Genomic DNA, 13,220 nt, shown 5'->3' on the forward strand with positions numbered 1-13,220 from the left:
TGTAATTACCCGATTACGATACAACCTGCTCTTGTGGTTGTATGTCCTAATACATCGGTTACACTTACGGCAAGCGGTTGCCCGGGTGTTATTACATGGACGGGAGGAGCCACCGGAACCAGTATAACTGTTACTCCGGCAGCTACAGGAACTTATACGGCAACCTGTTCAGCAGGTGGGAGTGGTAGCAGAGTAATAACTGTGAATGCAACAGATGTAACACTGTCTAATGCAGATAATATATTAACGGGTACTTCTAAGTTTCAGGTAACGCAAAACATTATTTCAACCAGTCAGATTGGTCAGGACGCCACTAATCCAAAGCCGAATGTCTTGTATCAGGCCGGAAAATCAATTGTTTTGCAACCTGGTTTTAGCACAGCCTCCGGCAGTATATTCAATGCTGTCATACAAGGTTGTAATTAGGTAAGCAATTAAGAAATTCAGCCATAACAAAAATGAGTCATTCCGAATTTTGGAATGACTCATTTTTTTGCTTATCAATAATTCCTGATTCAATCCATCCGATAAACCAGATACCTGATTTTAAGCGTTCCGTCTATTTTTCCTAATTGTTTAAAATCTGCTTTTAGCTTGAATGTAACCCAGAAAGCCTGTTTGTATAAACCATCAAATAAAGCAGGTTGCTCTATTTCTTTTACATCGGTAATTTCAATCTGAGCATCAGGCACTTCTGTAAATTGTTTTATTACCGTACCGCCATTGTTCTCATATTTCACAGAGGCATTCCATTGGTCATGGGTTTGTACACCGATTTTTTTTATGCCGGGTACTAAATATTGTCTGAATTTTTCAACCCGCTCGTTAATACTAAAATCAGGGTTGGCTGAACCTAATACATGGAACATACCATTAAGTGTCATCTCAATCTTTTTTCCAGCCACATTTAAAACTATGGTATTCAATATTTTAGTTGATAAAGGGTCTGTTTCAGAAAGCATCGTTCTGCATTCATTACCATCTTCGCTGAAACTATACTGCTCGTTTAAAATCGTTCCTTTAAATGATGCCGTTTCTTTAGTTACTGCATTAGTAATACTTACATTTTTAGTGATGGTCGTTTTTTGGCCATATTTGTCTTCCACAGTCAGAAAAACCGGATAACTATCGTTTCTTTCATAGATAAATTCAGGATTTGCCAAACGGCTTCTGTTCTGTGTTTTTGTATCGTTCCAATAATACTTTAGTCCGGCCTCGGGAGATAGATTTTTAAATCTGACCTTACCATTCTCTAAAACTTCATAAGAAAAATCAGCTTTTGGTTCAGGTACTTTATTGGTAATATTTACTTCTGTCTCTAATGAATTTGAAGTAACAGCATTAACCGCTCTGAAACTTATTTTATACGTACCGTTTTTAGCATATTTATGCGAAAAAGTAAAAATAGCATCGGCCGTAATTTCTTTAGGTTTAAATTGCACTTTGTCAGTTTTTCCATCGCCCCAATCAACACTTACTTCAGTATCATGCTGATAAGGAAAAACTTTCAGTTGCAAAGTTACTCCGGCATTTTCATCGTAAGCAGTCTGATTGAGCGACTTGATGAAGTCAGTAGTCTCAGGCATTACAGGCCCGGTTTCTTTTTTACAGGCAAACAGCAAACAAGCAATAGACAGAATCAAATACAGTTTTTTCATATGAGTTTATATTTCTTAGGTGAGGAGGTTTAAAATTAATCATTTTTTTGCTTATCTGTCAACTAAACGGCTGGCAAAAGATAGAAATAAGGGTAAAATTACACTACTTTTAAAAGCAACAGCCACTTCATCGGTATAGATAAAGTGGCTGTTTTTTTAATAGCAGTTACCCTCAGAAATCAGTATCCGCTTTTTTCAAGTCCAGTCGTTTAATCCAGATATTGCGGTATAGCACATCGTGCCCTTCGGCCTGTAATTTCAAGCCTCCGGGGGTATCTGTAATGCCTTTGCCGCCGTCGTTGCCGCCATCAATCCCGGAGTTTGGCCCACCCCACACCTGACTGATTTTCTGGTTTACGTGTACTTTTTTACCATTGAAATACAAGGTTACCATCGGTTGTTCAACTAATTTGCCGTCTTTAAAACGTGCTGCTCTGAAAACTATATCGTAGGCATTCCACTTCCCTACCCCATTGTAAGCATAGTACGGCGATTTAGATTCGTTGATAACCGCAGCCAGACCATGCGAGGTTGAGTCGCCGTCTAAAACCTGTATCTCATAGCGGTTTTGCAGATATACTCCACTATTGCCACCGGGTTTGCTGATATAAAACTCAACATGCGCCCTGAAATCACGAAAAGTATCTTTGGTTACAATATCAGCGGCTCCATATTTCCCTCCTGCGGCGGCAGGGTCATTGGTATTGACTGCGGTACCTTTTCCGGCAGGGTCATCTACGATAAACCATTTAATAGGCAACGAAGCCGCTAATCTGGGGCCTTCCCAGTAGGTCCATTTCTCATCAAGCATTTGGCGGGTGCCATCAAGATAGACAACGGCATCTTTCGGTGCTTTGGCACCCACGCCTATCTGCGCCTGTATATAATTGCCTGTAAACAGGAATGCTACAAAAAGAGTAAACAGTTTGTTTTTATTCATCTGGTTCAAAAAAGTTAAATAGATTTTTAAAATGGTAAGAATACAAAATAAAAAAGAGATAGTTCAATAAATATATGTAATTTTAACACAAATTTATGCTTTTCATTCAAAAGCAGGATAATTAAGCGGCGTGCGTCATTTATTTTTAATTAAACTTGTGGTATTGCTATACGTTTTGTTTGCTTTCTGTTACTTTTGTCGATAAGAATTCTGTATTCTTTGCTCTGATACCTTAGACCAAACTATAAAAAACTGCATGACTACACATAATTATCAAATTATTCTTGCTGATGATGACGAAGATGACCGTATTTTCTTCAAAGAAGCGATGTCAGAAGCAGCGAGTTCGGTAACAGTTAAAACTGTTAGTGATGGAATCGAACTCATGAATATGCTTTCAAATAAATTACCCGATGCCATTTTTCTTGATTTAAACATGCCCTTCAAAAACGGTCAGGAATGCTTACATGAAATAAAAAACAACCGACGTTACAAGAACATACCCGTAGTGATTTACTCTACCAGTTCTAATGTCGATCAGATTAATTCCACCTTTCAAGCAGGGGCTAATCTGTACATTTCAAAACCTGACTCATACCTTAAACTGAAAGTTATCTTAAAGAAAGTTTTTACTCTGAAATGTGAAGAGTACAAACCACAACCTGAAAAAGAAAAATTTGTTTTAAAGTATTAAAATTTTGAAACATGACTCTTACTCAAAACAAGTCAGACGCCACCCGTTCTGCCGATGAAGCTATTATGCCTAATCAGTTGCATTTTCATTATTTGCCGGATTATGCCAATTATCTGCTAACGAAAAAATTAGAAGAGTACACCCGGAAATCGCTTGAGGTATCGCGCGAGATAGAAGTGCCTTTGCTGAAATTTTTTGAGAATATGCCCGAAGAGCAACTCATGCAGTTGTCGGTTGAGGGTACTATCGAATACCTCAATTATTTTGTTTCCAATCGTGTAGAAGAGTTTATTGATTTATCTTTAAAAAGATGGATTGAGAACCAACTTCCTTTAGTGCAAAGTGAAGATATTGTAGCGCAGGATATTTCAACGGTTAGTTTTACCCGACGCAAAGCCTTCCGCCATTTTTTACCCGATTATACCACAGACTGGCAGTTATGTAACCATATATTAGAAGAAATTGACCTGTTTATCCTTACTTACGAAGAAAAATCTTACAATACGCTTTTCAATATCAAGCAACAAAAAATAAACGAAAATCTCTATTTTATAGAAAAAGTAAACAACACTTTACCGGGTATTGTCTATGTGCTTGATATAATTTCTTTTAAAGAAGTTTACTCAACCAGTAAAAGAGAAGAATTTTTAGGCTATACCAATGAAGAAATTAAAAACCTTGGGGCAGATGTATTTGCTGCTTTGGTACATCCTGAAGATTATGAACAGCGAATGGCGCACCTCAGCAATTTTTCTTCGGCTACTGATGGAGAAATACGAAGCCTTGAATACAGGGTCAAAAACAAAAAAAACGGATACCATTGGCAAAGGGTTTATGAAACGGTATTCCGACGAGACGAAGCGGGTGCACCCTCACAAATTATCGGTATAACGCTTGATATTAATAAAGAAAAAGAGGCCTCACAAAAACTGCAACTCCGTGAGCTGCAATTAAGTGAAGCTCAGGAAATAGCAGGATTAGGAAGTTTTGAGTGGGATTTACAAACGCAGAGTTCTCTTTATTCAGACCAACTGCTCAAAATATTTGAAATCGACGAAGCCAAAGATTATCTCTCCTTTCTGCAATTTGTACACCCTGCCGACCGGGATCGGCTCACAGCGGCTATTAACGCAGCTATTACAGGCGACGGCAGATACGAATGTGAATACCGTTATAAGAATAAAACGGAAAAAATAATCTGGTCGAGGGGAATTGTTACTTTTCAGGACGGGAAACCAATCAGAATGAGAGGTACTGTGATGGATGTTACCGAACGCAATACCATACTGCAACAATTAGAACATACGGTTGAACTACACAAACAGGCACAAGCCCTGACACATATCGGCAACTGGAGTTGGGATATACCTAATAACCAAATTGACTGGAGTGATGAAATGTACCGTATTTACGGGCTTGAACCTCAATCGGAAAAAATACATTTTGAGCGTTTCCTTTCATTGGTTCACCCTGACGACCGGGGTCGGCGGTTAGATGAAATCCAGAATGCCCTGCAAACCAATAAAGCAGAGGATTATGTCATACGCATTGTGTGGGACAATGGTACCATAAGGGTATTACAGGGCAAAGGCGAAGTAATAACCGATGAATTTAACAAGCCTGTTAAACTTACCGGGACTTGTCAGGACGTTACCGAACAGTACCATATCAATCAGGAATTAGAACAGAAAAACATTGAATTACAGCGCAGTAACGAAGAATTAACCTCGTTTAACTATATTGCCAGCCACGACCTGCAAGAGCCGCTTCGGAAAATAAAACTATTCAGCAACCGGATTTTTGAGAAAGATTTTGAGCGACTGTCAGATACAGCTAAAGAGTTTCTGCCTCGCATCATTACCTCGGCTAACCAGATGCAGAAATTGCTTAACGATTTGCTGGCATTTTCAAGAGCCACCTCTGCCGAGAAAATATTTGAGAAAACCAATCTGAATACCTTATTGGAAGAAGTAAGAAATACGCTTAAAGAAAGTATTGAAGAAAAAAACGTAACTATCTCCTATACTAAACTCCCTGATTTAAACCTTATTTCCTTCCAGTTTCAGCAGTTATTAGAAAATATTATCGGCAATGCCATTAAATACAGCAAACCCGGAGTACCTGTTGAGATAAAGATAACTTCTAAAACCGTAACAGGCAAAAACTATCTCAATCAGGGAGCAGTAGCAGGCAAAAACTACCATTTGTTAAGCATCAGCGATAATGGCATTGGTTTCGACCAGCAGTATGCCCAGAAGATTTTTGAATTGTTCCAGCGACTGCATAATAAGAACGAATATTCAGGTACAGGCATTGGGTTGGCTATCTGCAAGAAGATTATCCAGAACCACAACGGATTTATCACAGCTACAGGAGAGCCTGACAAAGGGGCAACTTTTCATATTTTTACGCCTTTGATTTGATTGATAGCAGGTAAAATGTTTGTTTAAAAATCCCAAGAATACTTATTATTTTTACGATACAATTATGCAGTTTTTCTTTGACTGATAAACCCATAATTGTCAGAAAATATGACGTTTGAAGAAGCCATCAAAACTTTTAAGCATGGACAACAAGTAGAAGGCAAAGTAATTAGTAAAATGCCTTTTGGTGATTTTATTGAAATTGTACCTAATCAACAGTTTAATGTACTAATTGAAATTATTGATATGGGAGGTTTAATACCTGAAATGTACAGAAATGGCAATTATTCTCCTATTGGCTCAACTGTTAAAGGAGAGCTTATTTTTTGTAGGAAACATGATGGCAGTATATATGAAATAAGATTATTTCGAGGAACAATTCAATTGCCTGAATAATAGTATATAAAGAAACGAGACGAGGCGTCGCCTTGTTTTTAACTCGCAATTAAAAATTTATTAGGCAAATTTTATTTCACCAGAGGCCCCTCCCACAATACCTGGTCAATTATCCAGTTATCTCCGTTTCTTGATAATAATAAATAATCAGTACCCCACCAGGCCGTAATTTTGGCGGCGGCAGTATTATACGATACATCTAATATTTTTACCACCTTAGGCGCATCTGCTTTAGGGAATCTTTTTTTGGCATAGACCCCGGCTGCGTAATCAATAGCCTGCTTGTAGGTCATATACCCGTCTTCTTCAAACTTGCCGCTTTGCTTGTTTTTAAAATACCCGAACTTGGTTAAGGTAGGCCGTAAGGAGGCTTTGATTTTCAGGGTATCGCCCTCATAAAACCCCTCAATATAATTCATACAGGCTTGCGTGATGCGTTCAGTATCCTGACTGGTTTGTGCCTGCGCATACATGGCAGTAGCAAACAACACGGTTAGCAGAGCAATTTTCTTTTTCATAATTATAGTTTTTAAAAAGTAGAAAAGTAATTTTCATAGAATTACCATTTTAAAGTCACTTTGTTACCCGTATCGGCAGATTGTTTGATGGCTTCAATAATTTTCAAATCTATCAGCCCCTCTTCGCCCGAAGCGACAGATGTTTTATTGTCAATAATACATCTGGCAAAATTGTCTAACTGGTTTATCTGCTGATAATCTTTACTCTGGAAATTCATTGGTTTTATCTCTCCGTCAAAAAATTGTCCAGCTGTTCCAATAGCATTATAAGATGGATTGAGGGCAAACCATTGCCAGCCCGTTGTGGCATGTAGCCTGTCCACATAAGACGAATACGTGGTGGTGCTATTAGAAATAGCCCCGCTCGGAAACTTCATCATAAAGGTAAATCCTTCATAAATATCTTTAAAAATGGTTTTATCCATAATAAACCCCTGCGCCGAAACCTCCACAGGTAGTTCGCCTATGGTTCTTCTGGCTCCCTGAATACAATAGACGCCTAAGTCCATGATAGCTCCGCCGCCGCCCATAGCTTTATTGAGTCGCCAGACTTTGGGATTTGCCATCGAAAACCCAAGGCTACTTTCCATCAAACGAATATCGCCATACACTTTTTCATTACCCAGTCGCCTCATTTCTAAATGATAAGGGTCAAAATAAAGCCTATATCCTACCGATAGCTTTACATTAGCCTTTTTGCAGCCGGCAATCATATCTTCACATTCCTTTACATTCATGCCCATAGGTTTTTCACAAATCACGTGTTTGCCTGCCTGTGCTGCCCTGATGGTATATTCGGCGTGCATCGCATTTGGCAATACTACATAAATAATATCCACGTCAGAATTATTTCTGATTTCATCAAAATTAGAATAATTATAGATGTTCTTCTTGGGAATATTGTATTCTTTCGACCATTTTTCGGCTTTTTCGGGCGTACCTGTTACAATGGCCGTCAGCTTACAAAGTTGCGTTTGCTGTAAGGCAGGTGCTAACTGCAAGGTGGCATAATTGCCCAGACCTACCAAAGCTACACCTAATGGTTTGGTAGCAGTAAAACCGAAGTTCAGCGTATTTAAGGCTGGTAAACCCAGAGCCATTGTTTTTACAAAATTTCTTCTTCCTTGCATACAGATATTTTTTAATTCAGCACTCATTTTTTGATAAACTCAAAGGTATTTACGATGAATTTTGGCATTTCTTTAGGAAACACAAATCCTATCAGGTCTTCTGTGCCATTAATTTTTTGTCCATTAGTAGTCAACTCACCAATAGAGTAATATATCCCTCCCCCATCGTGTTTTCTGCCCCAGACCAATTGTTTTTTCTGATTAACAAACAAAAAATCTGAGTTTATTTTGAAGGAATTCATAATGGTCGACTGCATCACATATTTGTTATTGATTTGCTTGATTTCAAAATCAATCAGTAAATCTTCGCCATTGGGTACTTTTAATTTGCCCGACCATACACCCAAAAACGGAGCTATTTCAGCCGCAGTAGGACCTCTGTGGTTCAGGGCATCGGTCATTCGTCTATCAGGACTTGTAGTAATAGCATTGGCTTCTTTTTTCAATTGCTTGCTTCTCACAGTTTCACCCATTAGCTTATCATGCTCGGTCAATAAATCTATTGCTGTTTTTTTGTCCGATTGCCCGATGTGCTGTTTGGCACTTTCCAGTAGAACAATCGCAGGTATAGGATAAGTAATATGATATTTGCTGCTAAGCCCTTCATAATAGGCTTTTATCGTTTCCATTGATAAATCCTTGTCTTTAGGCAGATAATCTTCAAACAGAAGTTTCAAACCCTCATACATTCCTTTCAAAGGCATTGTTTCATGACTTTCGTTAAGCAAGCTGATTTGTCTGTGGTTTTCGCATTTACTCTGAATTTCTGCCTCCCATCCATAAATGGCTTTTACCGATACGTATTTACTGGCACAATTATCCGAAAGTTTTTTGAAAAAATCTGTCTCTAAAGTTTTTGAAACACTCATAGGGGCATCAAGGGCTAATACGAACGGGAACTGTGCAGGGTTCTGAGTTAGCAGATAAGTTGCAAATAGTGCTCCTTGTGAATGACCAACAGCTATATTTAATCCGTTTGTTCTGAGTTTCTTTGCGATAAAAGGTTGTAGTTCTTTACTGATAAAATCATTGAACTGCTGCACTCCTTGTGCCTGATAAAATTCCTGAGGGGTGGGCATGTCTCTACTTCTATTCTTATTGACAATGCCCACAATATACGCCTCAGGCATTTGTGGCAGTGAAGAACTATAGTTCATAAAACTCAGGGTTCCTACCAGTGGTTGGAATAAAGATTCGGCATCAAAAAGATAAATGACCGGAAAATGAGCATTCTGTTTTTCTGCTGACTTAGGGCTATAAGTCAATATTTCACGCTCTTCATTCAGGGTTTTCGAAAAGAAATTGAATCGCTCCCATATCTCAATTTTTGTAGTCTCATTTTTTTGACCGATTGCCAAAAATGGGAGAATAAGAATCATATAAAATAATCGCATAATAAGGTACCTATTTAAATTCATTAATAATAGAAGCATCAATCCAGAAAATATCAAAATTCCCATTTCTATTACTTCCAAAAAACAGGTATTTCCCATCAGGAGACACTCTGGCAAATCGTTCTGAGAAGGCAGTATTTATTTTTGAACCCATATTAACCGGCTCTGACCATTCATCATTCTTTTTAAATGAAATATACAAATCAATGCTGTTTTCAATACCATCATTTCTTTTTGATTCAAAAATCATGTATTCTTCGTTCGGGTGAATGTACGGACCATCTTCATAGTTTTTTGTATTAGTCGGTAAAGAGGAGGGTTGTTTATCTCCGTTTTTTAAAGAAAATATATTCCAGTCAGGTGAGCGATGAGGACCATAGGTAAAATAAACACTTCCATCGGCAGCAACACTATTACCATAAATACCTTCATAAGATTTCAGATTTTCTACTAACTTCGGGATTCCCCATTTATCACCTTTTAAGGACACATACCAGAGCCGATTACCTTTGGCTAAGGTGTCGGCTTTGTTAATCTTTTTATTAGAACTAAAAAACAGGGTTTTACCATCTACGCTAAAATTCGGAAATGAAAAGTCTGCTAAACTATCGCAAAAGCCCGGTATTTCTGGATTAGACCATTGTCCGTTTGTATAATTGAGTTCTAACATCTGCATTCGATAAGAAGGCATTTTCATTACTGCCCAAAGTACTTTTTTACCATCGGGCGAAAAAGCAGGTGCTGAATGCTCAATTCGTTCAGTACTCATTATGCCATTTCCAAATACTTTAGCTACTCGTTTGGGTGGTACCTCATTCAAATAATTGACAGGTAAGTTTTTCTGTGCAAAAAGCAGATTTGAGAACAAAATATACATAGGTAATAATCTCATCGGTTCAGGTTTTCCTTTTGATACTGGTTATAAAATTTTTGCCCGGAATGGCTTTACTGAATTTTAGGAAACAGTAGACTATACAGGCTATACATTTTGGCTAATCTTTCTTTCCCGATGTTTCGGATAGAGCCAAGGTAATAGCCACAAGCATACGAATCAGGGTTATTGACGAATATAGTTCTGATGTTTCCATAGGCTTCATTCATTTCACGGCTCTTTACTTTTTTCAGGTTATTAATAGAAGTTGTATCGTTGGCTTTCAGCCTGTTTTGCATCTGTTTTACCTCATCTGGAGTTAAATGCCCCTTTTCGGCGCTTAAAAGCTTCTGGTACAATTCATGTGCAGGTGCTCCTTAATAATGGTTTTTACTATTTTATTGGTCTCTTCATTCAATTCAATCTCTATAGATGTATTGCCACTTTCAATAAAACTGGCAAGCGGAATTTTTTCTTTGAATCCTGAAAGTAGCAGAGCTGAGGCTCACCAATGCTACTTTTAATTCTGAATTTACCTCCGGTTATCTGGGTACTTGCCAGCGTATCCTGCGCAGAGGTAATCAGTAAAACAGTCTGATTTTCAGCACCGTTGATTTTTCCTTTAACCTGAAAATTTAACTGAGCAATGGCCGGAAATGAAAAACAGAGTAAAGTAATAAGTTTTATAATGTTCATAATTTTTTGTTATAAAAGAGACAACACGTTCTGTACTATTTTTCTATTAATCTTTAGTTCTGGCAAAACGGCTGCCATAGGCCAGTGACCTCATGCCACCTGACCACGCACCAAACGTACGATTGGCAAGCGTAGCATTAGGGTTTAAATCACCAATCAATTGGTCGTGGTGATAATAACCCCCACCTCTGAAACCAAAACCTGATGTTTCGGTACACCCCACAGGCCAGTCTGTATTGTTGGCAAATCCATATTTAAGTAATCCGTCACCATGCGTGCCTTTAAATGCACGCCCAGTTGAATCGCCAATAGTAATTACCCGTTCCCAGACACTACCAGATAAATCCATTACCCAATAATAAGAGGCACCAAATTCTTCTTTATTGGTATTGCTTAGAGTACTTTCTTCTACCCCATTGGCAAACACAAGTTCATCTTGCTTATTGACATACCGAATCAGTTTTTCTTTTGAAGAAGTATTCCACGGAAATTCACGATTGACGGGTTTCAAAGGCCCTCTGCAGGCTTTTTCATACTCTAATTCTGTATAAGGCCGCAAGGCTGCCCAGTCAGCATAAGCCATCGCATCGTCCCAACTGATGAAATTGGCAGGGCGGTCAGGTGATTTCGCCAGATAAACGTTGTCTTTCAGGGAAATAGAACCTCTGTATGCTTCATAATCTTTACCACCAAAATTGGCTCTTTGAAATGAAGATGTAACTGAAATACAATTGAGAAAATCGGCGTATTGCCCTTGTGTGAGTTCGTATTTCATCAGGTAAAACGCCTGAAAACCTTTTGGAAAAGCCTTTGGAATAACTCCTGTCTGGTCGCCATTGTAAATTTTTGTTTTTGAATGGTAATAGAGCGACCCGGCATCAGGACTTACTTTTATCTCCTCTGTTTCAGCATTTACCGGAAAAAGCCCTTTAAATTCGCCCTTACCTCCCGATAAAAAAAAAGTAAAATTTGTTTTCAGCAAGGTAGTATCGGCCTCTCCTAAAGTAAATTTTCCCTGTGGAATACTCACCATTTCTAACCCATAAGCGGCAAAGGTTTTTTCGTATAAATTGCCTTCTGTGTTTTCAAGAGCAATCGAAATCCTCCAGCTGATATTACCACGGTGAGATTTGGCAGGCATAATAAATAACCCCATATGGTCTTTTGCTACTTCAAAAATCGGCTCAGGGCTCCCTGCTAACTGATTTTTTATCAGTCTATGCCCATTGGCTTCAACTTTTACATGATTATAGGTATTGTTATCGGTATAGGGATTAGGCATTAGCTTGAAAAACAACCAGACAGCATCGTGGTTATTTTCATTTCTCCAGGCGTTTTTCCACGATACCTGCAATTGTGCATAGAGTTTATTGTTTTCTCTTTGCCATTGCACTTGCTCAATTTTTAAATCAGATGCCGTTGCTTTATAAACCGTGATAAAAGAAATCACACATACAATTGTAAGCTTTTTCATAATTTTAGTTGACTCTTTAAGGTTGAACTCGGGTTAGCTTAACAGGTTTGTAGCATTATGACATCCCGATTACATCTAATATTATTTTCCATGTGCTACTATCTTCTTTTTTCCAGATTCTGATATAATTGGCATTAATTATCCGTCCGCCCGGAAGTTTTACAGCTACTTTGCCATAAGTATAAGCCATATCGGCCGCCGCTGACACTTCAGCATTCAGGTAACTGAAAGAGAAATTTTTATCGCCCTCCTGATATTGCCGGATTTCATTTAGTCCGATAACCGGAGCTTCATTAGGTCGATGGATTCTACCCTCGGTTGAATAATACGTGGGCGTAAATGAAGCCGATTGCTGATTTAGTTCGGCGATGTACTTTTTATCTAAAGCTATCAGAGCGGCTTGCTCCTGCGTTTTATCCACCTTTGCCGATAGCTTTTTTAAAGGCATTTTTGCATGGGCTACTTCCTCTGTTCTGCTGAAATTGGTCTTATAGGAAGTTCCTAAATCTACCAGATTTTTCCACTCACCGTTCGGTTGTTTCTGCCAGACTGATGAAAAAAATCCGGTAGCAGTAGGTACCGAGTCAGTCTTTGAAGTAAAGTATTGCCACGGGCCATAGGTATAGCCTAAATCATCTGAAGAAGCCATATCAGCAAACACAGGCCACCAAGATAGCCAATCGTTTGATTCAGTATCGGGCAATGCTTCAAACAATTGAATGGCATTCATGGCTTCGCCTTTCTGGAATTTTATACCATTACGTGCCATAAATTTCAGAAATGCCTGTTTTGTATTGGTCTTTTGGGCGTAGGCAGCAAAGGCTCTTTCAGCCTTAACCATCTCCTGCCAGCTTGTCTCAGATTTATGCTGGGCAAAACATCCGGCTGACAAAAAAGCCAAAGCAAGCCAAAGAAATCTTGTAACTTTCATTCAAATCAGATTTAATAATCACAAATTAAAGTATTAAAAAGTGTGGAAAATTGTAAAAAATCGAAATCAGGAATTTTATTATAGAGAGAGTCGAG

At 38.4% G+C, this 13,220-nt stretch carries 14 protein-coding genes; 4 read left to right on the top strand and 10 right to left on the bottom strand.

What is annotated here, in order from left to right; all coding sequences use genetic code 11:
• Positions 1–426 (top strand): 3-coathanger stack domain-containing protein (locus EWM59_RS27785; RefSeq protein WP_165372265.1); only part of this gene is annotated, 426 nt, incomplete at its 5' end.
• A gap of 89 nt (positions 427–515) precedes the next feature.
• On the opposite strand, the gene EWM59_RS21995 is transcribed toward EWM59_RS27785, so the two are convergent.
• Positions 516–1,658, bottom strand: a complete 1,143-nt coding sequence (locus EWM59_RS21995; RefSeq protein ID WP_130023410.1) for a PKD domain-containing protein — start codon at positions 1,656–1,658, stop codon at positions 516–518.
• Between the two features lie 172 nt (positions 1,659–1,830).
• Positions 1,831–2,598: a 3-keto-disaccharide hydrolase gene (locus EWM59_RS22000; RefSeq protein WP_130023411.1), complete on the bottom strand. Its 768-nt coding sequence runs from the start codon at positions 2,596–2,598 to the stop codon at positions 1,831–1,833.
• A 256-nt stretch (positions 2,599–2,854) separates the two neighbouring features.
• Here EWM59_RS22000 and EWM59_RS22005 point away from each other — a divergent pair, with 256 nt between their 5' ends.
• From EWM59_RS22005 to EWM59_RS22015, 3 genes are all read left to right on the top strand, one after another.
• Positions 2,855–3,292: a response regulator gene (locus tag EWM59_RS22005; protein ID WP_130023412.1), complete on the top strand. Its 438-nt coding sequence runs from the start codon at positions 2,855–2,857 to the stop codon at positions 3,290–3,292.
• 11 nt (positions 3,293–3,303) lie between these two features.
• Entirely contained in the window at positions 3,304–5,715 is a 2,412-nt protein-coding gene (locus EWM59_RS22010; protein WP_130023413.1) for a PAS domain-containing sensor histidine kinase, read from the top strand.
• A 108-nt stretch (positions 5,716–5,823) separates the two neighbouring features.
• Positions 5,824–6,111, top strand: coding sequence for a hypothetical protein (locus EWM59_RS22015; RefSeq protein WP_130023414.1), 288 nt, complete (start codon positions 5,824–5,826; stop codon positions 6,109–6,111).
• Between the two features lie 71 nt (positions 6,112–6,182).
• Here the strand turns inward: EWM59_RS22015 and EWM59_RS22020 are convergent, their stop codons facing one another.
• From EWM59_RS22020 to EWM59_RS22055, 8 genes are all read right to left on the bottom strand, one after another.
• Positions 6,183–6,629, bottom strand: coding sequence for a nuclear transport factor 2 family protein (locus EWM59_RS22020; RefSeq protein WP_130023415.1), 447 nt, complete (start codon positions 6,627–6,629; stop codon positions 6,183–6,185).
• A gap of 41 nt (positions 6,630–6,670) precedes the next feature.
• Positions 6,671–7,786 (bottom strand): Gfo/Idh/MocA family protein, encoded by a 1,116-nt coding sequence (locus tag EWM59_RS22025; protein ID WP_229239412.1) that lies wholly within the window; start codon positions 7,784–7,786, stop codon positions 6,671–6,673.
• Positions 7,783–9,138, bottom strand: coding sequence for an alpha/beta hydrolase (locus EWM59_RS22030; RefSeq protein WP_165372266.1), 1,356 nt, complete (start codon positions 9,136–9,138; stop codon positions 7,783–7,785). Before EWM59_RS22030 ends, EWM59_RS22025 begins: the two co-directional genes overlap by 4 nt.
• 25 nt (positions 9,139–9,163) lie before the next feature.
• Positions 9,164–10,045, bottom strand: coding sequence for a TolB-like translocation protein (locus tag EWM59_RS22035; protein ID WP_130023418.1), 882 nt, complete (start codon positions 10,043–10,045; stop codon positions 9,164–9,166).
• Positions 10,046–10,098: 53 nt separating this feature from the next.
• A complete protein-coding gene (locus EWM59_RS22040) occupies positions 10,099–10,323 on the bottom strand; it encodes a hypothetical protein (RefSeq protein WP_130023419.1) in 225 nt (74 codons plus the stop codon).
• A gap of 127 nt (positions 10,324–10,450) precedes the next feature.
• Positions 10,451–10,720 (bottom strand): DUF4369 domain-containing protein, encoded by a 270-nt coding sequence (locus EWM59_RS22045; RefSeq protein ID WP_130023420.1) that lies wholly within the window; start codon positions 10,718–10,720, stop codon positions 10,451–10,453.
• Positions 10,721–10,766: 46 nt separating this feature from the next.
• Positions 10,767–12,194, bottom strand: a complete 1,428-nt coding sequence (locus EWM59_RS22050) for a formylglycine-generating enzyme family protein (protein WP_130023421.1) — start codon at positions 12,192–12,194, stop codon at positions 10,767–10,769.
• A 55-nt stretch (positions 12,195–12,249) separates the two neighbouring features.
• A complete protein-coding gene (locus EWM59_RS22055) occupies positions 12,250–13,125 on the bottom strand; it encodes a Cif family virulence factor (RefSeq protein ID WP_130023422.1) in 876 nt (291 codons plus the stop codon).
• Between the last annotated feature and the right edge of the window lie 95 nt (positions 13,126–13,220).

It is taken from the genome of Emticicia agri, from assembly GCF_004168285.1.
In the GTDB taxonomy this organism is placed as follows: Bacteria; Bacteroidota; Bacteroidia; order Cytophagales; family Spirosomataceae; genus Emticicia; species Emticicia agri.

Bases quoted from the DNA above. Each gene is read 5' to 3' on its own strand.
- EWM59_RS21995 (WP_130023410.1), bottom strand. From the start codon at position 1,658: ATGAAAAAACTGTATTTGATTCTGTCTATTGCTTGTTTGCTGTTTGCC.
- EWM59_RS22000 (WP_130023411.1), bottom strand. From the start codon at position 2,598: ATGAATAAAAACAAACTGTTTACTCTTTTTGTAGCATTCCTGTTTACA.
- EWM59_RS22005 (WP_130023412.1), top strand. From the start codon at position 2,855: ATGACTACACATAATTATCAAATTATTCTTGCTGATGATGACGAAGAT.
- EWM59_RS22010 (WP_130023413.1), top strand. From the start codon at position 3,304: ATGACTCTTACTCAAAACAAGTCAGACGCCACCCGTTCTGCCGATGAA.
- EWM59_RS22015 (WP_130023414.1), top strand. From the start codon at position 5,824: ATGACGTTTGAAGAAGCCATCAAAACTTTTAAGCATGGACAACAAGTA.
- EWM59_RS22020 (WP_130023415.1), bottom strand. From the start codon at position 6,629: ATGAAAAAGAAAATTGCTCTGCTAACCGTGTTGTTTGCTACTGCCATG.
- EWM59_RS22025 (WP_229239412.1), bottom strand. From the start codon at position 7,786: ATGAGTGCTGAATTAAAAAATATCTGTATGCAAGGAAGAAGAAATTTT.
- EWM59_RS22030 (WP_165372266.1), bottom strand. From the start codon at position 9,138: ATGATTCTTATTCTCCCATTTTTGGCAATCGGTCAAAAAAATGAGACT.
- EWM59_RS22035 (WP_130023418.1), bottom strand. From the start codon at position 10,045: ATGAGATTATTACCTATGTATATTTTGTTCTCAAATCTGCTTTTTGCA.
- EWM59_RS22040 (WP_130023419.1), bottom strand. From the start codon at position 10,323: ATGCAAAACAGGCTGAAAGCCAACGATACAACTTCTATTAATAACCTG.
- EWM59_RS22045 (WP_130023420.1), bottom strand. From the start codon at position 10,720: ATGAACATTATAAAACTTATTACTTTACTCTGTTTTTCATTTCCGGCC.
- EWM59_RS22050 (WP_130023421.1), bottom strand. From the start codon at position 12,194: ATGAAAAAGCTTACAATTGTATGTGTGATTTCTTTTATCACGGTTTAT.
- EWM59_RS22055 (WP_130023422.1), bottom strand. From the start codon at position 13,125: ATGAAAGTTACAAGATTTCTTTGGCTTGCTTTGGCTTTTTTGTCAGCC.